General features: G+C 41.3%; 18 protein-coding genes and 1 riboswitch. Of the genes, 8 read left to right on the forward strand and 10 right to left on the reverse strand.

All coding sequences use genetic code 11. The features are described 5' to 3' along the window. Nucleotides 1-206 precede the first annotated feature (206 nt). Together ACWM35_RS23135 and ACWM35_RS23140 are read right to left on the reverse strand one after the other, a co-directional pair. Complete coding sequence (locus ACWM35_RS23135; RefSeq protein WP_454821268.1) at nucleotides 207-4,592, reverse strand: 5'-nucleotidase C-terminal domain-containing protein; 4,386 nt, start codon at nucleotides 4,590-4,592, stop codon at nucleotides 207-209. A 329-nt stretch (nucleotides 4,593-4,921) separates the two neighbouring features. Continuing rightward, nucleotides 4,922-5,806 carry a CPBP family intramembrane glutamic endopeptidase gene (locus ACWM35_RS23140; protein ID WP_454821270.1) on the reverse strand — a complete coding sequence of 295 codons (885 nt, stop codon included), beginning with the start codon at nucleotides 5,804-5,806 and terminating at the stop codon, nucleotides 4,922-4,924. 318 nt (nucleotides 5,807-6,124) lie between these two features. Here ACWM35_RS23140 and ACWM35_RS23145 point away from each other — a divergent pair, with 318 nt between their 5' ends. After that, nucleotides 6,125-8,509: a GAP1-M domain-containing protein gene (locus ACWM35_RS23145; RefSeq protein ID WP_454821271.1), complete on the forward strand. Its 2,385-nt coding sequence runs from the start codon at nucleotides 6,125-6,127 to the stop codon at nucleotides 8,507-8,509. A 113-nt stretch (nucleotides 8,510-8,622) separates the two neighbouring features. Here the strand turns inward: ACWM35_RS23145 and ACWM35_RS23150 are convergent, their stop codons facing one another. The 5 genes from ACWM35_RS23150 to ACWM35_RS23170 all read right to left on the reverse strand — a co-directional run bounded on the left by ACWM35_RS23150 (nucleotide 8,623) and on the right by ACWM35_RS23170 (nucleotide 14,823). After that, nucleotides 8,623-9,864 carry an exo-beta-N-acetylmuramidase NamZ family protein gene (locus ACWM35_RS23150; RefSeq protein WP_454821272.1) on the reverse strand — a complete coding sequence of 414 codons (1,242 nt, stop codon included), beginning with the start codon at nucleotides 9,862-9,864 and terminating at the stop codon, nucleotides 8,623-8,625. 23 nt (nucleotides 9,865-9,887) lie between these two features. Further along, entirely contained in the window at nucleotides 9,888-11,933 is a 2,046-nt protein-coding gene (locus ACWM35_RS23155; protein ID WP_454821273.1) for a glycoside hydrolase family 3 protein, read from the reverse strand. Between the two features lie 18 nt (nucleotides 11,934-11,951). Next, nucleotides 11,952-13,634 (reverse strand): serine hydrolase, encoded by a 1,683-nt coding sequence (locus tag ACWM35_RS23160; protein ID WP_454821274.1) that lies wholly within the window; start codon nucleotides 13,632-13,634, stop codon nucleotides 11,952-11,954. A 335-nt stretch (nucleotides 13,635-13,969) separates the two neighbouring features. Beyond that, nucleotides 13,970-14,104 carry a hypothetical protein gene (locus ACWM35_RS23165; RefSeq protein WP_454821275.1) on the reverse strand — a complete coding sequence of 45 codons (135 nt, stop codon included), beginning with the start codon at nucleotides 14,102-14,104 and terminating at the stop codon, nucleotides 13,970-13,972. Between the two features lie 41 nt (nucleotides 14,105-14,145). Then, nucleotides 14,146-14,823, reverse strand: coding sequence for a copper homeostasis protein CutC (locus ACWM35_RS23170; protein WP_454821276.1), 678 nt, complete (start codon nucleotides 14,821-14,823; stop codon nucleotides 14,146-14,148). Nucleotides 14,824-15,204: 381 nt separating this feature from the next. Here ACWM35_RS23170 and ACWM35_RS23175 point away from each other — a divergent pair, with 381 nt between their 5' ends. Then, nucleotides 15,205-16,236, forward strand: a complete 1,032-nt coding sequence (locus tag ACWM35_RS23175; RefSeq protein WP_454821310.1) for a multicopper oxidase domain-containing protein — start codon at nucleotides 15,205-15,207, stop codon at nucleotides 16,234-16,236. A 49-nt stretch (nucleotides 16,237-16,285) separates the two neighbouring features. On the opposite strand, the gene ACWM35_RS23180 is transcribed toward ACWM35_RS23175, so the two are convergent. The 3 genes from ACWM35_RS23180 to ACWM35_RS23190 form a co-directional block, all read right to left on the reverse strand. Beyond that, nucleotides 16,286-16,456: a hypothetical protein gene (locus ACWM35_RS23180; protein WP_454821278.1), complete on the reverse strand. Its 171-nt coding sequence runs from the start codon at nucleotides 16,454-16,456 to the stop codon at nucleotides 16,286-16,288. A 47-nt stretch (nucleotides 16,457-16,503) separates the two neighbouring features. After that, nucleotides 16,504-16,588: riboswitch (cyclic di-GMP riboswitch) on the reverse strand. A 208-nt stretch (nucleotides 16,589-16,796) separates the two neighbouring features. Beyond that, nucleotides 16,797-17,978 (reverse strand): toxic anion resistance protein, encoded by a 1,182-nt coding sequence (locus ACWM35_RS23185; RefSeq protein WP_454821279.1) that lies wholly within the window; start codon nucleotides 17,976-17,978, stop codon nucleotides 16,797-16,799. After that, a complete protein-coding gene (locus ACWM35_RS23190; protein ID WP_454821281.1) occupies nucleotides 17,975-18,631 on the reverse strand; it encodes a 5-bromo-4-chloroindolyl phosphate hydrolysis family protein in 657 nt (218 codons plus the stop codon). The genes ACWM35_RS23185 and ACWM35_RS23190 overlap by 4 nt, the downstream gene beginning before the upstream one ends. Before the next feature lie 351 nt (nucleotides 18,632-18,982). On the opposite strand from ACWM35_RS23190, the gene ACWM35_RS23195 reads away from it, so the two are divergent. The 6 genes from ACWM35_RS23195 (at nucleotide 18,983) to ACWM35_RS23220 (ending at nucleotide 24,593) form a co-directional block, all read left to right on the forward strand. After that, the gene (locus tag ACWM35_RS23195; RefSeq protein WP_454821282.1) at nucleotides 18,983-19,333 is read left to right on the forward strand and encodes a hypothetical protein; all 351 of its coding nucleotides are present in this window, start codon (nucleotides 18,983-18,985) and stop codon (nucleotides 19,331-19,333) included. 198 nt (nucleotides 19,334-19,531) lie between these two features. Then, nucleotides 19,532-20,338 (forward strand): zinc transporter ZupT, encoded by an 807-nt coding sequence (zupT, locus tag ACWM35_RS23200; protein ID WP_454821283.1) that lies wholly within the window; start codon nucleotides 19,532-19,534, stop codon nucleotides 20,336-20,338. Between the two features lie 224 nt (nucleotides 20,339-20,562). Continuing rightward, complete coding sequence (locus tag ACWM35_RS23205) at nucleotides 20,563-21,942, forward strand: S1C family serine protease (RefSeq protein ID WP_454821284.1); 1,380 nt, start codon at nucleotides 20,563-20,565, stop codon at nucleotides 21,940-21,942. Nucleotides 21,943-21,987: 45 nt separating this feature from the next. Further along, entirely contained in the window at nucleotides 21,988-22,257 is a 270-nt protein-coding gene (locus ACWM35_RS23210; RefSeq protein ID WP_454821285.1) for a hypothetical protein, read from the forward strand. Between the two features lie 175 nt (nucleotides 22,258-22,432). Beyond that, entirely contained in the window at nucleotides 22,433-22,999 is a 567-nt protein-coding gene (locus ACWM35_RS23215; protein ID WP_454821286.1) for a glycerol-3-phosphate acyltransferase, read from the forward strand. Then, nucleotides 22,992-24,593 (forward strand): aminotransferase class V-fold PLP-dependent enzyme, encoded by a 1,602-nt coding sequence (locus ACWM35_RS23220; RefSeq protein ID WP_454821287.1) that lies wholly within the window; start codon nucleotides 22,992-22,994, stop codon nucleotides 24,591-24,593. Before ACWM35_RS23215 ends, ACWM35_RS23220 begins: the two co-directional genes overlap by 8 nt. Nucleotides 24,594-24,698: the final 105 nt, after the last annotated feature.

Genomic DNA, 24,698 nt, shown 5'->3' on the forward strand with positions numbered 1-24,698 from the left:
TCCTTTTTGACATGAATCCACAATAAATGAAAGCGTTTTACATTTATTGTGCAAAAAATGCCAAATAATAGAATTGTTGCTTCTCTATTATATATTTCTAAATTGTTAACGAAAAGAGAAATTTTTGTTAATTTTTAAAAAGTGATCTAATGAAAACAACCTTATTCCAAAAAGGAATAAGGCTGCCTCTAATTCTATTTATCTTGCTATCTTCCAAGATACCATTTAAATAAATCAAATACTAATTTTGGTTTACTGTCTGCTCCGCCGGTTTGCAATTCACCCTTGTTACTAAAGTAATAGTATTTCCCGTCAATTTCTGCTTGGCCTGTTTTCATCACGCCATCGGTCCCAAAGTAATAGGTTTTACCGTTTAATTCTAACCAACCGGTTTGCATCTCACCGGTAGGCTTGAAGTAGTAGGTCTTCCCTTTGATCTTAACCCAGCCGGTTTGCATTTCACCTTTATTATCGAAGTAATATTTTTTACCATCAATCTCGGCCCAGCCGATTTGCATCGTGCCATCCGCAGCGAAGTAGTAGGTTTTACCGCTTAATTCTAACCAACCTTTTTGCATAACGCCGTTTGGATTAAAATAATAGTCTTTACCTTTAACCTTCACCCAACCGGTCTGCATTTCGCCTTTATTATTAAAATAGTAATCTTTCCCTTCTACTTTCGCGAATCCGACGAGCTTCCTGCCATCTGCATCAATGTATGAGCGTTTTCCATTTTGATCGACCCAGCCATTTTTTACAACACCATTTTCATCGAATTGATAGCTTACTCCATCAATGGTGTGCTTGCCGACATGTCTAGCCCCATCCGTGCCAAGGTAGTAGATGTTACCTTCTAATTCTAGCCACCCTGTCATTTTCACACCTTTTTCGTCTAAGTAATACCAAACACCATTAATCTCAACCCAGCCAGTAAGGACTTCCTCGCCCGTTACAATTCTACCTTCAACAGCTGGAGCTACCGGGCTGTTTTTGGAGATATAATCGGTCAAAATTTCATAGTCCACAATCAACAGTTCATGGATACGACCTTCAGACTTCGCATCTTTAAAGACCGTATAACCATCACCGCCGTCGGCTACGAACGCATTGGTTGCAACCGAATAGGTTTTCGTTAAGTCAATAGCTTCAATTCCATTTGCAGTTTTCACCTTCACGTCCCAAACTCTATCCATCGCTGGTTTTGCTGGATCATACTTGAATTGAATGCCGGAAACCTGCATAAATTGACCGGCACCACTCTCTACCTTGCTCACACTATGTTCAAGAGCCTGCCAGATTTCTTCACCTGTCAAATTCAGTGTCACGAGCAGATTGGCAAATGGCATGGTGGTATGGATTTCGCCAAGTGTTACATCGCCTTCGTTAATGGAAGCACGAATTCCTCCGCCATTTTGCATGGCGATATAGGTGCCAGGCACCAACTGGTTTGCGCGATCTACCATTGCATCGGTAATCAGGTTACCAAGGTTTGTTTCTTTTGAACGGACGTCTGCGCGTTCGCCGTTAAGGACAACGCTTGAAGATCCGACAACTGTCTTTTTCAATTCTTCCAGTGGAGCTTTAAATTCTTCTACCTTTGCTTTCGCCTCAGCATCCTCCGTATACTTTGTCACGTCAAGAAGCTTACCTTCTTGAGCGGTTACAACTCCGTTATCATCAAACGTGACATCTAGAACACCAAGGAAATTGAGGTATTCATTCGCTTGGACAATGACGGTTGGTTCTTCTTTTTCTACCACAACCGGCTGCTCTAGCTTCGTATGGGTATGTCCGCCGACAATCACGTCGATACCATCAACCGCTTTGACCAAGTTTTGGTCTGGACCATAGCCCAAGTGGGAAAGCACAACAATTTTATCAATGCCTTGATTTTCAAGGGAAGTAACCGTTGCTTCCGCTTTTTCCACGGCGTTTTCAAAGACAATATCATCAGATGGGCTAGCAAGGAAGGTCGTATCCTCCGTCGTTAATCCGAAAATACCAACTTTTTCACCTTCAATCGTTTTTACGATAGCCGGATAAATTTTTCCACCCTCAGGAGCCGTGCTAATTTCGTTTTGAAACAGTGGTCCTAATACAGGATCCTTTGTGACATTGACGTTAGCACTAACAACTGGGAATGTTGTCTCCTTAATAAAACTTGCAAGAACATTGGAATCTTTATCAAATTCATGGTTTCCGAAGGTCATCGCATCATACTTAAGATTGTTCATGAACCATAAATCTGCTTTTCCAAGGTATTGGTTGAAGTAAAGGGTCCCTGAGAAGACATCCCCTGCATCTACAAGCAGTGAATTCGGCTTCTCATTTCTTACTTGTTTTACCGCAGTTGTCAGCTTTGGATATTTTTCCACGTTTGCATGACTATCATTAACATGCATAACAGATAGCTTGAATGGCTCTTCGGTAAAATTAAGCTGTGCCAATATCGGGTCATGGTCACTTACTCGTCCATGTGCTTCGGTAAAAGGCGAGTTGATATGAACAATATCAATTTCTGCATCTTTTGCTAGATTGTTAGAGACTAGCAGGTGATCCAGGACTTGCGAGTTTCCTTGATAATTGTAGGTAAATCTTTCTTCTGCAGGAACTTTTTCAATTAAGTTTGTTAAGTCGTCGCCTTTTAATGTTGATAACGGATTGGAGAATTCAAAGTCATTCAAGTCACCAAGGACAACAATATTGGCATCCTCATTTTTACTCTTCACATCATCGACAAAACCGTTAACAACTCCAGCAATTTGCTTCCGCTGCGCTTCACTGCCTAGTTCCGGAGGCTGATTTTTCCCAAAAATCGGCTGGTCGCCGCCCTTGGAGTTAAAGTGGTTGGCAATGACAATGACATCTTCGCCGTTAAAAGTAAACTCAGCCGCCAATGGTTTCCGGCTGGATTCGAAGGCCGAATTTGTCGGGTCGATTCTACCAGGATTTAATGTTAGTGAGCCATTTTCATAGCTAACAGCCTGAGTTGCTGTTCCTTTTGTTCCATCTTTTAATGTGACACGCTCTGGATTATAAATGAAGCCAACTCGGATATTTCCGTTCGGTGCGCCGCCATCCTTACCATCTTCTGGTGCGATATCCGTCCATTGATAGGTTGGGCCGCCATTGGTCTTAATTGCCTCAATAAGCGCTTGATAGTTTTGGTCTGCAGCTGTGCCGCCAGCCGATTCACCGTTATTGTCTTGTACTTCAACTAAGCCGACAATATCAGGATTCTTTAGGTTATTAACGATTGAGGCTGCAATTTTGTTTGTTTTTGTAGCGTTAGCAGAGGTGTAATTTTCCATATTGTAAGTAGCGACTGTAAGTTTATCAGCAGCTTTTACAATTTCTGTTGTTTCTTGAGTATAGGGGCTTTCGATTAATTCTGGTAAATCTGCTTCGTTCGTCAAAACTTTGTAATTTTGGAAGGTATACGAGACAACGCCCGTTACCGTGCCATTGAATTGGTCACCAGTTTTGGCTACGAAGTCATCGTTATCAAATAATAAGTGAATTCTTTCAGGGTTAGCGTTGTCTTTTGTAAGTGGCACCCCACCTGGTGTTGTATAAACCTTGCCATCCACTTTTCCAGCAATAACAGGCACTTCGCCATATTTCTGCGGGGCAATGGCCGTTGGTTTTTCAATCGCAACCCGCATTCCTTCTAAGCTTTCGTAAAAATCAATCCCGTCCTCGCTTGGGTCAAATGTTCCAAATTGATCGTTATCCACCACTTGCGACGGAATAGAGTCCTTGCCAATTACAAATGGAGCTGGAAGTTCCAGGCCGCTTGCCTTCTTAGTTACGGAGCCATTTTGTGCATTGATTTCCGTCATCGCAAGATCTGTTTGCAGCTTATCATTATAGCCATCCAGGACCCATTCTTTGACAAGGCCATTAACAGCGACATGGTCACCGACAGCCAGACCATGGCTTGGCTTGTATACAAGAATTCCTTCAGACGTTTGTGCATTTTCATCCGGTGTCAGGGATTGCATATAGAAATTGGCATTATCATCAACAAAAGTGACAACCCCTTCTACCCCTTTTACATTCTTGTCTTTGTATGGGGAATTATGAGTGGCTCCCTGAATATCAGAAATTTTCAAGCCTTCAATGCCGTCAAACGGCGGTGGGTCAACTGGTCCGCCAGCAGGTGGCTCGAAACCAATATAAGAAGGGCTTTTTAAACCAGGTACACCAAAATAAGCTTCTAAGGATCCCGTAATATATACTTCTTTTCCTAAGTATTCAGGGTGATCCTTCAAATTATAATTTGTCCGTAATTCATTATTAGGAAGTTGAACAGGTAGAATTTTCGTTTTGTCTGTTTCTGATGGACTATCAGCAATCGCTAGATTTGTATTAACGGTAAATGGACCTGTATGTTGGTAATTAGGACCGCTATTGGTAACTCCTACAATATACCCCTTCACCGTCGCAGTTCCCGAATTATTCGTAATCGCTTCGGTAACGGTTATGTAATTCTCGGCTGCACTGGCACTGTTGATATAGGGAAGAACGTAACTTGAGAGCAACACTAAAACGGTCGCTATAACGAACAGTTGTTTTCTAATAAACCTCATTCTCATACCCTCCTATGTTTTATATGATTCTATCTTTTTTTCAAAAAATATTCGACATGCCCCCTCACATCTCTCAACTTTTCAACTGCACTTTCATTCTAAAAGATTCTACTCTCTCAATCTACAAAATATCCAATATTTACAAACACTTAATATCGATGCAATTCTGTCATTATTGACATGAAGAGGAAATATTCAGCAAAAGTCTTCTAGTAATCGAAGGAATACAGGTTGATTTTCCCGATAATAGTCGTTTCTTATCGAGAACTTTTTTCACAAAATGAATGACAAAATAGAAAGGGCTGCCACAAATTATGCGGCAGTCCTATTTAATTCGCTATTTCCTCTGATTCTATTACCGTTACCTTCTTCTTTCTTTTTTCAAATGCTAACAAGATGAGGTGAACGATCAAAACGATGAAAGCAAAGATTTCGACGGTAAATTCATGATAGTACCAGGATAAGCTCGCGGCTATATCGTAAACAGAGTGGACGAGAACCGTGACCCAAAGACTTCTCGTCCAGAGCATGATGACGCCAAAAATCAGTCCCATATTCGCAAAAGTGACAATCGCACCAACCCGATACGGCCACGAATCCTGTGAGCTCAGTGTATGATCGATACCAAAGAGGATCGAGGTCACAAACAGAGCGGTCATTAAGAAAATGTCTCGAGAACCTTGTTCCCAGCGTTTCCGGAATATCTTTTTTAATAATAGTAGAATTAAAATGATATAAGCGAGACGCCATACCTCTTCCAAACCGGCAACGGTACTGACGAAAAGATCATAGCCGACGGTATCAATTTCATCGATGAGGGTCCATAAGGGCTCCGTCGGCTCACTTTCGGGGATTTGCTCCTCCTCGTAAGTGACCATTTCAGTGTAATCCTGGACATATTCATCGTATTCATTGCTAAAATCTTGAAAAGCAATAGCAGAAAAAGTATTAATCACCGTACTGCCTACGAAAAAAAGTAAAAATGCACCGGTAAATTGCAGGAAAAGCTGTCGCTTTGTCTTTGAGGTCCCTGCCGCAAGTCGGTGAGAAATTTTTAAACCGATAAATAACGAAGCCACCATCATGGCATCATAGACTGTTCCGGCCAATGTACTGTATCCACTTAGAAAGAGGATGATTTCCACGCCAACCGTAATACTGATTAGCGCAAAAAATAGTCGCTTCGACATCGGTTCTGTTAAATGATTTGTCATCCTATTCATCCCTGCCCTGTTAATTTGCATCTACTACCGTCCAAAAACCTGAACAGCCACTATTCCGAGGCTGTTAATCGCGAACAGGAATAGAAAACACGCCAGTATCCATTTCGATTTTCTCGACACGTCATATTCCCCTTTTTTAACCTAATTTATCATATTAATAGTTAAATAGCATCCTGTACGGATATTCTAATGACAAATAAGTTGTTCACCAAATGAATTGTAAATAAATACGAAACTTTCCATATATTAAAATATCCAGCGATGGTAAAATAGTAGTACTCCTATACCAATTGAAGGGAGAAATGAGCAATGACAGATAAACATATGAATGAATCCGACTTTGATTCGAAATTCGGAAAACCTGAGTCAGCAGAACATAGGCTCCTTATGGAGTTAGGGATAACAGAAAAGTTATTCAAGCACATCCTTTTCTCCTTTATGTCATCCATCACCTTAAAGAAAAAGCTCTACATCGCTCTTCCGGTTGAATGGAATGACTATCCAATAACGGTTCAGAAGCTATTTGAATTGTTCTATGCCTATATACCATACGCCTACCGGCGAGAATTGGGTGCCTTACCGGTATATAATGAACCAGAGGGAATAAAATATGGCCATGTGATGTTTGCGAAACCGGGAACTTTGCACTACGGGGACCATACCCTTGAGAAGCAATACATATTTGATTTAGCAAATGGATGGATTTCAGGCGTAGAGCTGGAAGGTCAGCATGAATACCTGAATTTTGCTTGGGATTCCTTAGTGGCAGGGGAAAATCTAAATACTTTCTTTGAATTTGCAGAGCGAGTCCTGTCAGGATTACCTGAAGAACAACAAGTAGAATTGTCCAGTTATTATCAATTAACGGTCATCTATCTTTCTGGAACCAATTATGAAGGAAATAAATTAGGACTTCTTTTTAGCCTGTTGAAATTTTTAAAAGTAAATCACCAAGAGAAAACGGATTTAGAGCACCTGTTTATTCAGCTTTTACAAAAAGAAGTACTGGCAGCCGATTCCGATACCGCAAAGGATTATCTGTGGGTTGTGCTTGAGTTTAATCAGTTCACTGAAAATGATACTGGTCTCGCCTTTATTTTGAATACACTCGTCCATCATAAGGATCAGCCACTCTTTCATGAATTGTGGAAAATCATCGAGATGGATCAACGGACCTTTTACCCGCTGTTCGATTTTATCAATAAACAACCTGATTACGAGAATCTGGCTGAAATATATCTCGCTCAAAAGTATAGCAACCTCCACCGTGTGGAGGAAATCTTGTATGAGCTCAAAAAGTGGCTTGTGACTGACCCTTACTTACTGGACTATGACCGGTTTCAATCACGAATGATCGAAAAGGCGGCCAATGCCGTTGGTGATGCAACCGAACCTTTTTTTGCTGCAAAGGTCGTTAAAAACTTTAACTTTGAAAATGAAAAATTTAAAGAGCGCTTAATGATTCTGACGGAAATGGCGTTACTTCATGCGATTGATTTAGATAAAATTTCAATCGAAGAGATTCTGTCGTATGGGCAACTGACCACCGGGAAACTAACTGAACAGCTAGTAAATGACGAGGGAATGATCCATAAGCTTAAAGTGATGACCGTCCTTACAGAATTATTCATCCCTCAAGCGAGCGACATCAACTTTATTTTGGAGCCATTATCCGAATCGAGCCGTGCTGAGGTAAAGAAAATGATTAAGCGGGTTTTACAAAATCAGCTTTCGCTCGCTTATTTTCCGCCGCTTTTGGCTGTTTTTGGGGATGATGAATATCCGGAGCTTTTCGACTATTTAAGTAAACATGGAGATACAGAGGTAATCCTTTCTTTTATTAAATGGATGGTGAAGACCACCTACCGACCGGACCCTAACTATACTACAGCGTTAAAGAATTACTTAAAATCCAATCCAAATTCCATTTGGAAAGACAAAAAAGCCCGCAAGGAACTGAGAAATATTCAATCCTTTGGCTTTAAAAAATTGTTCATTGAGGTCGAAAAAGCAACCTCAAGTCTTGGAGCTAAGTTTTTAAAACGGTATGGGGCACGTTTATCGATATTGTTACTAGTGATAGCGATTGGAATCGGCGGATTTTTCCTCTTTGATATCGTTTTTAACAAGGAGCAAACAGAAGCAGTTTCAAATACTAGTTTAAGTTCAAGTAAACCTGCAGTTGCGAAGGCATCCGAAACAAAGAAAAAGGAAATATCTTTGGAACCATTTAAAAAATGGACGGCAGAGGAACCATTTTTATTAAACATTAATGGCGACCCACTGAAAATGACATTTGGGCCGACGAATCCAATAGGCGGTCAAAGTTTGATTTTGACTGACGCTGGGAATGTAGAAACACCCCTTGGTTTAGTGACGGATTTAGGCAGCACTCCGTTTGATGAAAGTGGCATATTAAGGGAGGGATTTTCACTTTACCATGCCGAGTATGATTTTGACACAAATGGTGTTCCAGAAGTGGTCATCATGGCACTCAATCAAGCATCCGAGTCATTTGTTTGGGTGTACGAGTATCAATCCAATCCTGAAGAAGGTGCCGCAAAACTCGCAGCTAAATTAGCGGTTATCGGGATGTCCAATGCCAAACTGGAGGAAAATCACCTTATCCTCCTCGGTACAAAAGGACTCTCAGAAACATACACATACCAGAATCAAGAATTTATAAAACAGTGAATTAAAAAGGTTTCAAACGTAAATTCGTTTGAAACCTTTTTTGTTCTACGCATTTAACTGTCCGCCTGAGGTGGACAGTGTCCACGAGCGGTGACAGGCACCGTTAGCACCGTCTAGTATAATAGATACTTTTCACGTGTTTTGTTGAATTGGTTTAGGTCATCCTGCCACCCAGCTTTGATTTCTTCGACGGATTTGCCGGCTTCGATGTCGGCACGGATGGTTCCGTTTCCGACGAGGTTGTCGAAGAAGGAGATGCCAGCAGAGTTTGGTGTTCTGAATTGGAAATCGTTTGGATACATGTCATGGATGGTTTTGACGATGTGTAGTCCTGTTTCGAATGGTTTAAAGGCGTTCCGATTGGTTACGTGTATTTGAATTCCGTGGCTTAGCACTCCAACATGCTTCGAGAATGTCGGTGTAAAGGAAGCCGCTCTAAAAGTGACACCAGGAAGTTTGTAGGAAATTAGTTTTGCTGCTAAATCGGTGCTATTGATGAACGGGGCACCGATTAATTCAAATGGCTTTGTTGTTCCACGTCCCTCTGAAACATTGGTTCCCTCAATTAATGCCGCTCCCGTATAGACAAGTGTCGTATCTAAAGTCGGCATATTCGGTGATGGAAGCACGAAATGTAATGGTGTTTCATCATAATACATATTTCGCTTCCAGCCCTCCATTTCCACAACAGTCAGGTCTGCTCCAATCTTAAATTCCGTATTAAACAGCTTTGCTAGTTCCCCTACCGTCATCCCGTGGCGAACAGGAATCGGATATTCGCCAATAAAGGACGAGTACTTATCCTCTAGTACCGGACCTTCGACTTTTGTCCCGCCGACTGGATTCGGCCGATCAAGAACGATGATTGGGATATTGTTCTCTTTTGCTGCTTCCATCGCGAGCGCCATGGTGTAAATGTATGTGTAAAAACGGGCGCCAACATCCTGAATATCAAAAAGTAATACATCTACATTACTTAGCATTTCAGGAGTAGGCTTTTTTGTTTGACCATACAAGCTATAAACAGGAAGTCCCGTCTTTTCATCAATGTATTTTTCCACATAAGCTCCGGCCTGTGCATCACCGCGGACTCCATGCTCCGGTCCGTATAACGCGGTGAGCTCAACATCGGGATTGTTATAAAGTAGATCTACAATACTCGAAAGATTCTGATCGACCCCAGTCGGATTCGTAATTAAACCGACACGCTTCCCCTTTATCAACTCAAGCTGATCCTGCAATAATACTTCAATTCCTAAGCGAAATTTCTTTTCCTTATCATTTTTGGCAATAGCAACTGAAAATGTCGAAAAAACAAGTCCAAGGGCCAATAACCCCATCAGCCATTTTTTCAAAAAAACCCCTCCCCTCATTATGTCTAATACCCTAAACCATGATCAAAGTTATATAAGACACTGCCATCTTGATTGTAAATCGTCATAGGAAGTTTTCCTGTTGGTTGATTCACTCCAAAAATCGTGTTCACCGTCGCCTTAAAGCTGGCTAACCTTGTTCCATACTGGTTTAAATAAGCATCTACACCTGGAAACGCCTTAATGTCATAAGGATTGCGAATTCCCACTGCAATAACTGGGACGTCCGTTTGTTGGATAAGCTGATTTGCTAAATTGACTAAACCAGTCGCAGGTGTGCCGCCCGAGGTTGAGCTTCCGAGAATAATATATTTTGCATCTTTGACTGAAGCTAACTGTGCCTCTGAAAGTGGTGCGGTCGCAGAAATGACAGTTACATTTCCGTGATGCGTTTTCACTTCATCACCAAGGGTTGATGCACTGGAACCGACAACCACAATCTTATCCGTTGCTTCTGTCTTAAGAGGAAGTACGTTATCATTTTTTACAAGCGTGATTGATTTAGCCGCAGCTTCTTTTTCTAAAGCTTTATGCTCTTCTGACCCTACAACTTGAGAGGCATTAGCAATCTTTTCATCGATGCTTGTTTCGACCTCTGCCTTCATGATACCTCGATTTAATTTGAGTGTTAAAATTCGCTCTACGGATTGTTCAATTCTTTCAATCGGGATATCCCCCGAATTAATCGCATCGTAAAGACCATTTGCCACTGGTTCAAGACCAACAGGCATTAACACAATATCTGCTCCTGCTTTAACGGCACGAATTGCCGCATCTACAGGTCCAAAATGGTCGGCCACTGCCTTCATATTCATAGCATCTGTAACAATTACTCCCTTGAACCCCATATCCTCACGCATCAAACCCGTTAAAACCTTTTGGGAAAGCGTGGCAGGAACAGCGATTTCAGTCCCATCCAGCTGAGAAATTGCTTTTGTATTATCAATTTTCGGAAAGGTCACGTGAGCGGTCATAATCGCATCGATTCCCGCATCCATCGCCTGCTGGAATGGAACTAATTCAACTTTTTTCAATCGTTCAATATCGTGAGGAACTTCAGCAATCCCCAAGTGGGAGTCTACTGCTGTATCACCATGTCCAGGAAAATGCTTGGCCGTTGCAGCCGTTCCTGATTCTTGAAGTCCTTTAATATAGGCCTCACCCAAATTCCCAACCAATTCAGGATTTTCACCAAAGGAGCGCACACCAATGACAGGGTTATTCGGATTGTTATTTACATCAAGCACTGGTCCAAAATTCATATTAATCCCAAGGGCATTTAGTTCTTCACCAATCGCTTTTCCTACTTTTTCAGTTAATTCCTCAGATCGAGTTGCTCCAAGTGCCATGTTCCCTGGAAAATCAGTCCCCATTTGCAAGCGGGTAACGATTCCCCCTTCTTGGTCAATGGAGATCAGCAGACCATATTTTTCTGCTGCCGCTTGGTACGCGTCGACAAGTCTAGCTGTTTGCTCCGTTGTCACGGTATTTTCACGGAATAAAATAACACCTCCAAGATGATAGTCCTTCACAAGCTGGGCAATTTCTGCATTCATTTCTGTAACATTTTTCCCTTTCCAAGTTCGGAAGTCTGGCATCAGCATCTGACCCACTTTTTCTTCCATCGTCATCTGCTTAATGGCCTTGCCAATAAGGTCATAACGAGTACCCTCTTCTTTATTCACAAGGATTTCCCCCTGATTCCCTTTAAACTGAATCGAAATTCGGTCACTGTTCTCTCCATCCGTAACAGTGATAAAGGTTTTGCCATTATGGCCTAATAGGGTTACTTCACCGCTGTCATTAACGGCTGCTACGTTTTTGTTTGAGGATTTCCATGTCAGATTTTCTGATGCACGCATAAAATGACCATCCTCATATACATGCAAAGCATTTAATTCAAGCTTATTTTCCTTTACTTCTCTTGTTACCTGTGGAATATTCAGATCAATGACGAGATCCTGAATGCCTGAAGCTGCAGTTGCTCCAGTTAGAGGAATGCCAGTTATCACAAAAACCAAGACAATCATTGAAATGATAAATTTCTTCATCAAGCTTATCCCTCCCTATTAATCTTTTCTTAACAGCCAGTCATTTTTTGAAAAAGAAAAATTCTCTGCATTTAACTTTGGATTCAACACGTACCAGCCGCGCGAGTTCGTCGATGAATCCGTTTGATAAACAAACCTTACTTTCTCTGCCTCTTTTGGAATCACCACTTCATGACTTTCCCAGCCGTTGCTAACTCCTGTGAAATCAGCAACTTGGTGCCAGGCACCGTCTTTAAAAATTTCTAAGTAACCGAAATCCCAGCCATTTTCAATTCTGTACCATGTTTCAAAAGTTAATTTGCTGTCTTTTGTTAGTTCAAGATCTGTTTCCATCACACGGCTGAGGTTGTCACCATAGCCTGCAAACCAAGCTCCTCCTTTACCAGGAATCGAAACGGGAATGGCATCAGCAACCTGTCTTGCAAATAAACGTCTTGTTTGATTCGTCGAAACTGTTGCCCGGCTCGGGTGCACTCGATTGGTTAACAAAATCGCTACGGTCTTATTGTTCGGGCTGACAACGATCGATGTTCCCGTATAACCGGTATGCCCGAAGGAGAAAGTACCTTCTGATAGGGCATCCATATACCACCCTTGCCCAAGCTCCCAGCCAAGTCCATGATCATCCCCAGTGAATTCCGCATTTTGATTTTCTAGTAAAAGCCTAACGGTTTCAGGCTGGAGAATTTTTTTACCGCCATATTTGCCTTCATTGATGAAAATATGAGCTAGTTTTGCAAGGTCTTCGGCTGTTGAAAAAACACCCGCATGGCCGGCTACACCGTCGAGGGACCAAGCGTTTTCATCATGAACCTCGCCCCAGACAAGTCCTCGATTCGGCGTTGACTGATACTCTGTCGCGGCAATTCGGTTTTTTAACTCGGCTGGAGGATTATACATCGTATCCTTCATCCCTAATGGTTCCGTGATGTGTTTCTTAACAAACTCATCCTGTCGCTGATTGGATAAACGCTCGATTAACACCCCTAAGGTAATCATGTTTAAATCACTGTATTCGTACGTGCTTCCTGGAGTATTTTTTAGCGGCTGATTAAAAACCAATTGCAGTCTTTCCGCTCTTGAATTCCCTTGTGCGTAAAGTGGAATCCAAGCGGTAAACCCTGAGGTATGGGTCAATAACTGGCGAATCGTTACATTTTCCTTTCCGTTGGCGGCAAATTCGGGTATATAGGACGCAACCGGATCATCCAGTTTAAACAATCCTTTTTCAAACAGAATCATCACTGCTGTTGAGGTAAAAATTTTACTGATCGACGCTAAGTCAAAAATCGTGTCAGTCTGCATGGAAATGGGATTTTTCATTTCTGTTAGTGAAGAATCTATGTATTTTGCGGCGTAGCCATAAGCATCATGCTTCACGATTTTTCCGCCTCTTGCCACAAAGGTAACGGCTCCAGGCATAACTTTATCTGAAATGGCTTGGTTGATGATGGGATCAATTTGAAGAAGTGCTGCTTCTGCCATACCTGCTCCCCTTGGTGAGCTTCGGTGCAGCACACTTGAAACAGGGATTACATCAGAATTCCATGTAAAGATCGGATGAGGTTTCATCGATGGAAAACCTGCCTTTTCTTTCTTTTCTATTGACGGATTTAACGGTACTTGACTGTTGGCAAAGGCCGTCGTTGTTGTAAGCACCATCGTACAAACGGCTGTTATTACAAACGCTTTTCTTTTCATACTTCCTCCTTTTTAATAATATGGAATTGTATGCGTACCATGACTTTCTTCAATAAACACTGGCACCGCTTACATTTTATAGTAAAAGCATATCGGGAATTCCATGGGGTCGTCTATATCACATAAGTCCTATAACGGTCATTTCTACAGGCAGAAAGATGTATGACATCTGAATTATTTTTTAAAATGAATGATGAAATATTGAAATTTTATTTCAAAAACCCAAGAACACTGAAATAACGACAAAAATTTCCCGAGAAATCGAAAAAAACCGAACCCAATCGGTTACCGTCGATTTTAGGAAATTCAAAATAAATGAGCCTGATTAACCAGGCTCATTTCGAATCTTTATTGGCAGTTGATTCGTTTCTTTCAACTATTTCCTTTAACTCCCCTTCATCGCCCTTAGCATTAATAATCTCAAATATTTGATTTAGTCCCTCACTTGTTTTATCCTTTTCGTTTTTCATCGCTGCCTCCAATATTGAAATTGTTTTTTTAGTATATCCAATCATTTCAAAATATTAACAATTTCTATCGCCTTTTCTAACGAGACACTCCCGAGGGCACTATGATTTTGTCGAATCGCTGTCCCGAAGTGATAGCAATTCGAACCAATTTGAGAATGGACTTTAAGGATATTTTCTTTCGTCAACCCACTGCCAATAAGTAAATCTGTATGCTTACATCGCTCCTTCATCTTTAACAGTGTCTCTAGTCTCGTTGACCAGTCTCCGTGCCCGCCGCTTGTTAATATCGTGGTGATTTCTTTATATTGATCTAATTTTTCAGCAGCTTCGATCAGGTTTTTCGAGCTATCAATCGCACGATGGAAAGTTACTTGCAGTCCACCTGTTTCCGTTAATAGCTCCTCTAGCTGTCCAAAGTCGATATTCCCTTCCTTATCCAGCATCCCTAAGACAACTCCATTTGCCCCTATGGAACGAATAATACCAATATCCTTTTTCATAATGCTAATGTCTTCGGCAGAATAGCAAAAGGATTGGCTATGCGGCCGGACCATCACATTAACAGGGATTCGAACACTGTTAACCACCTTTTCGATCAATCCATAGCTCGGTGTGACCCCGCCCTCTGTTAACCCTGAAACAAGTTCAATTCGGCCTGCCCCTGATTTTTCAATTAAACGTGCATCTTCAACGGTAATTGCGATATATTCAATTAACATGTTAACTCCTCCTCTACTCGTCCTAATTTTATAAAGAAAACTCGCCGACTGGCAAGCCGTTAGGCGAAGACATAGGTGTAGTTCGTTGATAGCATAGCTTTCGACTGCGGTGATTATGCTCACGAAGTTTCCTTGGTACACTTATGCCTGATAGGAAAGCTATACTTTCCTATCGGACCAAAAAGCCTTGTTATCATTACGTTTACACCGTAAATAACTTATCTATCTAACTTTGCTCACCAATTCACATAATGTTCATTTAATTTGAAAAATAAGTGATTCAAATCACTAGTGAATTTTTTACAAAATTTACAATGAAAGTGTAATCAATAAATTACAAAGGGGTAAATGGAGGAGATTATAGTGGGAAAATTAATCAGAATGGCTGCAGTAATGGTTAGTTCTATCATGGTATTAAGTGCATGTAATTCAAGTAATGCTCTCGAGGAAAAACAGGTGGCAAAAGCCAACACAAAGGAAACTTCACAAATATTCGAACCCCATAAGCATCTAAATCAAGAGCCTACTCCTATTAAAATAGATCGTGTCGGCGAGCACGAAGTCAATGTCGAAATGACGGCACAAATTACTGATATCGAAATCTCGAAAGGGAATGTTTATAAAGCATGGACATTTAACGGTGAAGCCCCGGGACCAGTGATTGTCGTAAATCAAGGGGACATGATTAATTTTACCTTAAAAAACATGGACCCTTCCGTCCCACATAGCATGGACTTCCATGCCGTTCACGCCTCTCCATCCAATGATTTTGCGAATGTTATGCCTAACGAAACTGGTTCGTTCTCTTATCCCGCTAACAACCCTGGTGTGTTCATGTACCATTGTGGCACAAAACCGGTTTTATCTCATATTGCCAACGGAATGCATGGAACGATTATCGTAAAACCAACAGAGGGATATCCAACGGATGCTGAAATCGATCGTGAATTTGTTCTTGTTCAAAACGAATGGTATAAATACAACGACCTTGAGGATTTCACCAATGGAGTTCCTACCAATGTTGTCTTTTCAGCAAAAGCATTAAAAGAAGGCGATTTGAATACAAACGGTATCGTTGGGTCTCTCGTTGATACTCCACTCCTCGCTAAAGTCGGCGACCGAGTTAGAATCTATATCAACAATGTCGGACCGAATGAAGTCAGCAGCTTCCATGTCGTTGGGACTGTTTTTGAAAACGTCTATATCGATGGAAATCCGTTCAATTTAATGAAAGGAATGCAAACGGTCATGCTGCCAGCAAGCGGAGGGGCGGTCGTGGAATTTACCGTAACAAAAGAAGGAAGCTACCCAATTGTCACTCATCAATTCAATCATGCAACAAAAGGAGCCGTAGCAGTCTTGAAAGTAACCAATGACGGTCACGACGACGGCAGCGAAACCATGTCCCACTAAACATTAAGCCATATGTAAAGCCTAGGAGAGTCTGCTCCTAGGCTTTTGTTTAAAATTTTGCTCCTAGCTCAATCGCTTTACTATTATGGTACAGCGATTTCACCTTTAATTCTACCTTCAATTCATCACATAAACAATCCTGCTGCATCAGTTCAATATGACGATGCTGAAAAACATGATAAAAATACTTCCCTCTTAAAATCATACTTTTTAAAAACACATGTAACCCTCCTTAGCTGGTATACATAAATCGCCGGAGTTGTCGTGTTCGGTAACTGGCTGGCATCGTTCAAGAACATTAGCCCCTCTAGTTTTGCGTCACCATTTTTCAATAGCTTTGCCGTTTCGTACGATTTATGTGTCTATTTCAAATATATGCCATTTAAATAATAGAAAAAAGAGACTAATGACCCATTGATGTTTTAATTTACAAATTATTTACTATTTTATTAAAAATGAAATAATAAGTAGGGATGGATTTGGTCTAGTTAATAACCAACTCTATTAAAAAAGCGTCAGTTCCGAAGAATCGGAGCTTGACGCTTTTATTATGAGAGGTGCTACTTCCCTTTTATTTCTAATAGCTTCATTTTCAGGTCATTTTCCATCGCAGCCAGTTCTTGTTCAGCAATCCGGCGTTTATGACGGCCTTCCTCTTGAATCCGCATTGTTTCTTCTAATGTCGTGATCAAGTTTTCCTGGGTCTTTTTCAGTGTTTCAATATCTACAAGACCTCGTTCATTTTCTTTTGCTGTTTCAATCGTGTTCGTTTTTAGCATTTCGGCATTTTTTAACAGCAGCTCATTCGTTGTCTGGGAAACTTTTTTCTGAGCCTCCACTGCGTGGCGCTGGCGAATCAATGTCAGCGCAATCGCCACTTGGTTTTTCCATAAAGGAATGGCTGTCATGATCGACGATTGAATTTTTTCAACAAGTGCTTGATTTGTATTTTGAATAAGACGGATTTGTGGTGCACTTTGAATGGTGATCTCCCGACTGAGTTTCAGATCATACAAACGCTTATCGAGACGGTCAGCAAACTGAATCATATCATTGACCTCTTGAAACTTCATTTGGTCATTCGTCGCTTCCGCTTCTTTTTTCATCGCAGGAATGACTTTATCATGCAATTCCTCGAGTTTAATTTCACCGGCTGCAATATAAACATTTAATGCATGGAAATATTCTTTATTTGTATCATAAAGCTGTTCCAAGAGCTTAATATCTGATAAAAGAACATTTTTGCTCCGGTCAAGTTTCACACTGATTCGGTCAATCTGTGCTCCAGTTTTTTGATATTTTGACAGTACCTCCTGCAGGGAACCTGAGATTTTTCCAAACATCCGCGCGAAAAAGGATGGTTTACCATCCTTCAACTCATCTGGATTGACCACATCCAGCTGCTTCATTAAGTCACTAATGATTTCGCCGACCTCGCCAATATCCTTTTTTTGCACATGCTCAAGCATCGTGTGTGAAAAAGTTAACAGCTTCCCTTGGGCTTGGGTACCATAGGTGATCATCGCTTGATGATTCTTCGGATCAATCTGTTCGGCAAGTTGAAAAGCCTTCGCTCGATTTTCTTCTGGAATCACATCAATCAGTTTGACCGGCTTCGCTTCCTGAAACTGAGGTGCTGCCTGTCCTTGAGGGGCGAGATTTGTGTCGCCAAATGGGTTGGCCAGAATATCGTCTAGTAAATTATCTGCTTTATTTAATTGCCGTGAGTGATTCTCGTTCATTTTAGCCTCCTGCTTTCGTCCTCGATTTTAGAGTCATTGAGCTTTTTGATTGTATGCTTAGCGACATCAATTTCAAAATTCAAATCATCAATATCGTCGGAAATAATATAGTACAAATCGTCTTCCAGCACCTTCGTTAGGTCGGTAAGGGTCTGTTTTGTATCGTATAGAGAAAGATCAATTTCATGGTTCTTCTTCGGCTGTAATGCTAAAAATCGATATTTCTCCGTTAGTTCTACAACAGAATCCAAATGGGAGAAATAAAATTTCTCAGCCTTATAAAATCGTTTGGGCTCTGTTTTCGTTAAGCTATGGATTTTTTTGGTGATACGAAGAACATCCAGTCGTTGTTTTATTGTTGAGATATCGCGTATCGAAAATAGCGCCTTATTCAGACGATTGATTTTATGCTTGGCATCATCTAAATTCTTCTTAATATATCGATATTCTTTTCTAGATAGTTGGTGCTTTTTCAAAAAACGGGTTGTCATTATACCAGTTGTAATCATGGAAGCAACAGCGCCTCCGGCCAATGAAAAAGCGGAAGCAAGTAAAAAGGTCTGATCAAAAGCGAAATAACTGACAAACCAAACCGTCACTGCGGAAGGAACAGTCACTAACGTTTGAACAACAAACGACAAAAACCGGTTCATACTCATCGACTCCTGACTAAAAAATCCTCTCTATTCATACGAACGAACAAAAAAGATGTTTCACATATTTTAAATAACCTTATGAAAGACAGACGTCTCTCATTACTTCAACAATACACCACAAAACTCCTCCTTTCCATAGACCACAAACGTAAAGAAATCTAGGGCTTAAGACGTATTTTGTGGTGCCATTTTACGGTGCCTGTCACCGCTCGTGGACACTGTCCACCTCAGGCGGACACTTCCTTTGGCGTGGTTTTAGGTAATTTAGGCTTGAGTCCAAGAGGATCACCTAGGAGAACATAGGATAGGAGTGTATGATTTTCAATTCGATAAAGAGGAGCGGATGGAATGTATTTTCAGCATGGAGGGCATCACGGAGGACATCATGGTGGGCACCATGGCGGACATCACGGTGGGCATCATGGCGGGCACCATGGCGGACATCACGGCGGGCACCATGGCGGACATCACGGCGCGCATCACGGCGGGCATCATGGCGGGTTTTACGGTGGTAATATAGGAACACTAGGAGCCGGACTTCTTGGTCTCGGATTAGGTTATTTAGGAGGAGTCAATCAAGGTGGATATGGTCCAGGATATGGATACCCAGGAGGTTATCCAGGATATGGTCCGGGATACGGTGCTGGTTATGGAATGTACGGCCCAGGATTAGGAACGGGCGGTTACGGTTATTACTAAAATTAATGTGTAAAAGTTCTTGAGATTCAATCAAGAACTTTTATTTTTTAACTTGCAAGATTTTTTTGATGTTTTTTTGTTTCGTTGGGTGTAAAATGTTTCTCATAGGAAACATTTCTGTATGGACGCATATATAATATTATTCAAATTTTTCTAAAAAAAAACGAATACGCATATATTAGAAAAGGAGAAGATACTATGACGGAAAATTTACTTTTTGCTTTCGGGCTGACTTTATTTGCCGGCCTGGCGACTGGTATCGGTAGCCTACTTGCATTTTTCACCTCTCACACTAATACGAAGTTTCTATCCGTTACTCTTGGATTTTCTGCAGGTGTGATGATTTATGTCTCGATGATTGAGATTTTTGTAAAAGCAAAAGTGGCATTAGTGGATTCTTTAGGTGTCGTTGGAGGAAACTGGTTAACCGTTGGCGGATTTTTTGGCGGCATGCTTTTAATTGCAATGATCGATAAATTTATTCCTAAGCAATCGAATCCACATGAACTCAAGACGGTTGAAGATATGAAGCTTCCCGGCAGTAAAGGCGATGCTAGTCTTTTAAAAATGGGAACATTCACTGCTCTTGCTATCGGGATTCACAACTTCCCGGAGGGGATCGCTACTTTTACATCAGCCTTGCAGGATCCAGCACTTGGGATCGCCATTGCCGTTGCCATCGCGATTCATAATATTCCGGAGGGAATTGCGGTCTCTGTTCCGGTATACTTTGCGACGGGTGACAAGAAAAAGGCATTTAAACTATCATTCTTATCCGGTTTATCTGAACCAGTTGGTGCACTAGTAGCCTATCTTTTCTTAATGCCTTTCTTAAATGACATTATGTTCGGAATCATCTTTGCTGCGGTAGCCGGTATCATGGTGTTCATCTCGCTTGATGAATTACTCCCAGCTGCCAAAAAATATGATGAAACCCACCTTTCCATTTATGGATTAATCGCGGGCATGGCCGTCATGGCACTGAGCTTATTACTTTTTATATAGGCAGTTTAGATAAGATTAGGAATTCAATCCCAAACCAAAGCCAGCATCCACCTGCTGGCTTTTTTATTATTTTTTCCACTCAAACTGTCCACCCTGTATGGACAAATGTCCACAGACGGTGCCTGTCCCCCTCCACTTTTTTTATAAGGACAATTTCAGATTTATATATAGGCTGAATATATTGCATAGAAGTCCAAATTCCGTGAGGGGAGAATGGTGTCTGAATGAAGAGGGCCTTTTTTACTATACCATTGAGTGTACTGCTAATTGGGGTGATTGTTGCATCCTTCTTTTTAATGGGGATAAAGCCAAAAACTTCTAGCATTTCTCAAGCTCAAAAACTGGCTGAATACACCAAGCCAGCGGTGGTCCGGATTGTTGATTACGCCGTTGTCGGGTGGCAGTTCTACAATCCAGATGATCCAGAGGTAGAAGCTTTATTAGCACAAATGAATTACCAGACTGTAGTCGGGGGTTCTGGGTCGGGGGCTGTCATTAGTTCAGATGGCTATATCGTCACCAATGCCCATGTTGTCGAGACTACCCAGTTGGAAGACGAGGAAATTGCCACGGCTGCCCTTGAACAGCTTGCTGGCGTCATGGCAGACTACTTTCAAGTAGATTTTGAAACAGCCTATGAGTACATGTGGACATACACTGAATATGTCGGGGTAGAAAGAGTACTGAAAGTTGTCTTACCAGGTGGAGACATTCTCGATGGGGAAGTAAAAAGCTATGGAGCACCCGTCAATGAGGGGAAAGATGTCGCCGTACTTAAAATTGAAGGGAAAAACCTTCCTACATTAAAATTAGGAAATTCAGACAATGTTCAAAATCAGGATAATATCTGGGTAAGTGGCTATCCTGCAGCGGCCGACTCTGACCTATTATCACCTGATTCTTCCCTAGTTTCCTCGATGAACGCCGGTCAAATCTCAGCTACTGATAAGAAAACAGAACAAGGTAGTCCTGTTCTGCAAATCAATGCTGCCGCCACCCATGGAAATAGCGGTGGACCAGTAATCAATGAAAAAGGGGAAATTATAGCATTACTTACCTTTAGAGGTGATACCGTCAATGGCCAAGAGGTGCAAGGTTTTAACTTTACCGTGCCTGTTAATACAGTGAAAGAATTTGTGAATCAAGCAGGGGCTGAAAATAAATCAAGTAATACAGATACACTTTTCAAAGAAGGTCTTGAACTTTATTGGGGCGGCTATTATAAAAATGCCTTAGAAAAATTCGAAGCAGTCCAAAGAATTTATCCAAATCACTCAGAAATCAAAAAATTCATTACCAATTCTGAGCAAAAAGTAGATGATAGTAAAATCTTATGGTCAGAATATAAAACGATCTTCTATATCGCCGATGGGGTAGCAGGCTTGCTAGTTATTGTGTTGCTTGTGTTCACCTTTGCCTTTAAACCAAAACAACGGACCGCTGCAGTCGCAGGAACTCCTGGAAATCCACCACCCCCACCTACACCAGACACCAGCGGCGGAATCCCTGACCTAAACAACGATGGAAAAATTGACGTCCAAGACATCCTCCTAGCCCTACAAGAGCAACAAAAGAAACAACAGAAAAAAGACGAAGAACAATAACAGGTTTATGCAAAAATGAGTGCATAAATGAAGAGAAATGAATAAATGGTGACAGGCACCACAAGGAGGGCGAGACTTCTGAGGGCGATTTTACGACTGGTGGGTTTGCTCATTTTATTGCTTGGTGTTTATTGTATTGTTACGGGGCAGGTGTTTTTAGGGGTGATTGCTATTATTATTTCTTTGTTGATTTTCCCGAACAGAGAAGGAAGTAGCAGCGGTTACCATCATTTTGAACATGAGCATCGCGATCATTCCTATAGTTTTGAAAACGACTCCGGGGGTGGAGACTCCGGAGGTGGCGGAGGCGACTAGCAAGAATAAAATATAAATCTATGACCAAACATCCTCACTACTGAGGATGTTTTCGCTTTATAAACCAAGTGATACCGATAAAAGTATATGTGAATATTCTGCGAATCATATTATAATGGTAATAAATTGATTTTTTCGTAGAGTTATCCAGAACCGTTAAAAGGTTGTGTTGTAAATGGTTTGGCTGTATTTTATTATTTCCTATTTAATAGGCAGTGTTATGTTTGGCTATATCGTCTCAAAAGGCATTTATCAAAACGATCTTCGACACAATGGGACCGGAAATGTGGGTGCCAGAAACGCCGGCAGGCTTCATGGTAAGACCGCTTTTGTGCTAATTTTTCTCGGAGATGCTATGAAAGGAGCTCTCGTCATTTTAGCTGCCCGCTACCTGCACTTCAATGAACCCATTCAATTGCTAGGGTTGACGCTGGCCATTTTTGGGCATTTAAAGCCGATAACTCTCAAATTTAAAGGTGGAAAAGGGATTTCAACCTTCATTGGCGGAATCATCGCCTTCGACCCGGTCACAGTTCCCGTTATCATTCTAACATTCGGTGTGCTCTATCCTTTTCTAAAAAGCTTTACCATTGCAGGATTAGGGACATTTCTTTTTATCCCTTTAGTATTATTCATTAAAAATAATGATTGGTTAAGTTGCATCCTAGAAATCATCATCATCGTCATACTATTTATAGCACATTCAGAAAATATCAAGGAAAGGCTGAAACCCAATGCATGATAAGCACGAATACTTTTTTAAAATTGCAACTTCAGAAGATGAATTTGAACAAATTCATCGCTTAAATTACCAAACCTTTTCGGAGGAAATTCCTCAACATCAAAAAAACGAGCATGGAACATTAATCGACCAGTTCCATGCCGAAAATACATATATCATTTGTATCAAAGAAAATGAAGTTGTCGGAATGATTGCCATTCGTGATCAACGTCCATTTTCTCTTGATCGAAAAATCGGGCCAGTTGAACAATCCCTTTCATTTGCTGTTAATAAGCCCTGTGAAGTTCGGCTCATGGCAGTTAAAAAGGAATTTCGCAATGGCAGAGTCTTTTTAGGAATGGTGCAATTTTTAATAAAATATTGCTTGAAGAAAGGCTACGATATTGCCTTTATCTCGGGAACAACCCGCCAATTAAAGCTCTATGGTCAGATGGGATTTCAGCCATTTGCCCAACTGACCGGCACGGGTGATGCCCTTTTTCAACCAATGTATTTAACAAAAAAAACATTCGATGAATCCATTGCAGGCAGAATTCTCCCGCCTTCCATTCCGTTTTTGCCAGGTCCGGTGCAAATTTCTGAAAAAGTCATGGCCGCATTAAGCAGCACACCAATTTCTCACCGATCAGAGGAATATCGGGAGAGACTTAATAAGGTACAGGCGATGCTCTGCCAGTTAGTAAATAGTCAATATGTTCATATTTTTCTAGGGACTGGCACACTCGCAAATGATGTTGTCGCTGGGCAGCTTTCCTTAGAATCTGGACGTGGACTTATATTAGTTAACGGGGAATTTGGACACCGGTTGGTCGACCAAGCAAACAGATTTGGTTTACACTTTGATGTTCTCGAAAAAGAATGGGGTCAAGCTTTTACATCGGATGAAATAAATGCTTGCCTAACCACTGAGACTTCATGGATATGGGCAGTTCACAGTGAGACTTCCTCTGGGATACTCAATGATCTCGGCATGCTGAAGGAAACAGCTAAAGAGCATCAGCTGAAGCTTTGTCTTGATTGTATTAGCTCGATAGGCGCCGTTGAGATAGATTTAGAGGGTGTGTTTTTAGCGACTGGGGTTAGTGGGAAAGCGGTACGAGCTTTTACTGGTCTATCATTCGTTTTTCACAACCATATGGTCCAACCGGCGCCCAACCTGCCGAAGTATCTCGATCTTGGAACGTATGTGGCAAAGGATAGCATTCCCTTTTCCCAATCATCGAACCTCCTTGAGGCTCTAGTTGCAGCAGTGGAGGAAATATCGAGTGAAACCTATGAAAAAGTAGCAAGGACGCACCAAATCATAAAAAATCAGCTCAAAGAATATGATTTTACTATCATTAGTGAAGAAAATAGCTCACCGATTATTCTCACCGTCGAGATGCCGTCTGCCGTCTCTTCTGCTGTAATTGGGGAAATCCTTTACTTTCACGGCTATCAGCTACACTATGAAAGTGAATACCTTCAGCGCCGAAACTGGATCCAAATCGCCTGCATCGACGACTACGATCCAGCAGACCTAGTAAAAATGACCAATCTTTTACACAGAATCGTATCCTATGAACAACGCGAAAACTTAATCATCAACAAATAAACCAAAAAAAGTCACAGCTAGTTCAACTGGCTGTGACTTTTTAGCTCCCACTGTCCGCCCGAGGTGGACAGTGTCCACGAGCGGTGCCAGTCACCGTAGAGTGTC

The sequence above is a fragment of the Neobacillus sp. K501 genome (assembly GCF_053749995.1).

Coding starts and splice junctions, on each gene's coding strand:
- ACWM35_RS23135 (WP_454821268.1), bottom strand. CDS start 4,592: ATGAGGTTTATTAGAAAACAACTGTTCGTTATAGCGACCGTTTTAGTG.
- ACWM35_RS23140 (WP_454821270.1), bottom strand. CDS start 5,806: ATGACAAATCATTTAACAGAACCGATGTCGAAGCGACTATTTTTTGCG.
- ACWM35_RS23145 (WP_454821271.1), top strand. CDS start 6,125: ATGACAGATAAACATATGAATGAATCCGACTTTGATTCGAAATTCGGA.
- ACWM35_RS23155 (WP_454821273.1), bottom strand. CDS start 11,933: ATGAAGAAATTTATCATTTCAATGATTGTCTTGGTTTTTGTGATAACT.
- ACWM35_RS23160 (WP_454821274.1), bottom strand. CDS start 13,634: ATGAAAAGAAAAGCGTTTGTAATAACAGCCGTTTGTACGATGGTGCTT.
- ACWM35_RS23165 (WP_454821275.1), bottom strand. CDS start 14,104: ATGAAAAACGAAAAGGATAAAACAAGTGAGGGACTAAATCAAATATTT.
- ACWM35_RS23170 (WP_454821276.1), bottom strand. CDS start 14,823: ATGTTAATTGAATATATCGCAATTACCGTTGAAGATGCACGTTTAATT.
- ACWM35_RS23175 (WP_454821310.1), top strand. CDS start 15,205: ATGGCTGCAGTAATGGTTAGTTCTATCATGGTATTAAGTGCATGTAAT.
- ACWM35_RS23185 (WP_454821279.1), bottom strand. CDS start 17,978: ATGAACGAGAATCACTCACGGCAATTAAATAAAGCAGATAATTTACTA.
- ACWM35_RS23190 (WP_454821281.1), bottom strand. CDS start 18,631: ATGAACCGGTTTTTGTCGTTTGTTGTTCAAACGTTAGTGACTGTTCCT.
- ACWM35_RS23195 (WP_454821282.1), top strand. CDS start 18,983: ATGTATTTTCAGCATGGAGGGCATCACGGAGGACATCATGGTGGGCAC.
- zupT (WP_454821283.1), top strand. CDS start 19,532: ATGACGGAAAATTTACTTTTTGCTTTCGGGCTGACTTTATTTGCCGGC.
- ACWM35_RS23205 (WP_454821284.1), top strand. CDS start 20,563: ATGAAGAGGGCCTTTTTTACTATACCATTGAGTGTACTGCTAATTGGG.
- ACWM35_RS23210 (WP_454821285.1), top strand. CDS start 21,988: ATGGTGACAGGCACCACAAGGAGGGCGAGACTTCTGAGGGCGATTTTA.
- ACWM35_RS23215 (WP_454821286.1), top strand. CDS start 22,433: ATGGTTTGGCTGTATTTTATTATTTCCTATTTAATAGGCAGTGTTATG.
- ACWM35_RS23220 (WP_454821287.1), top strand. CDS start 22,992: ATGCATGATAAGCACGAATACTTTTTTAAAATTGCAACTTCAGAAGAT.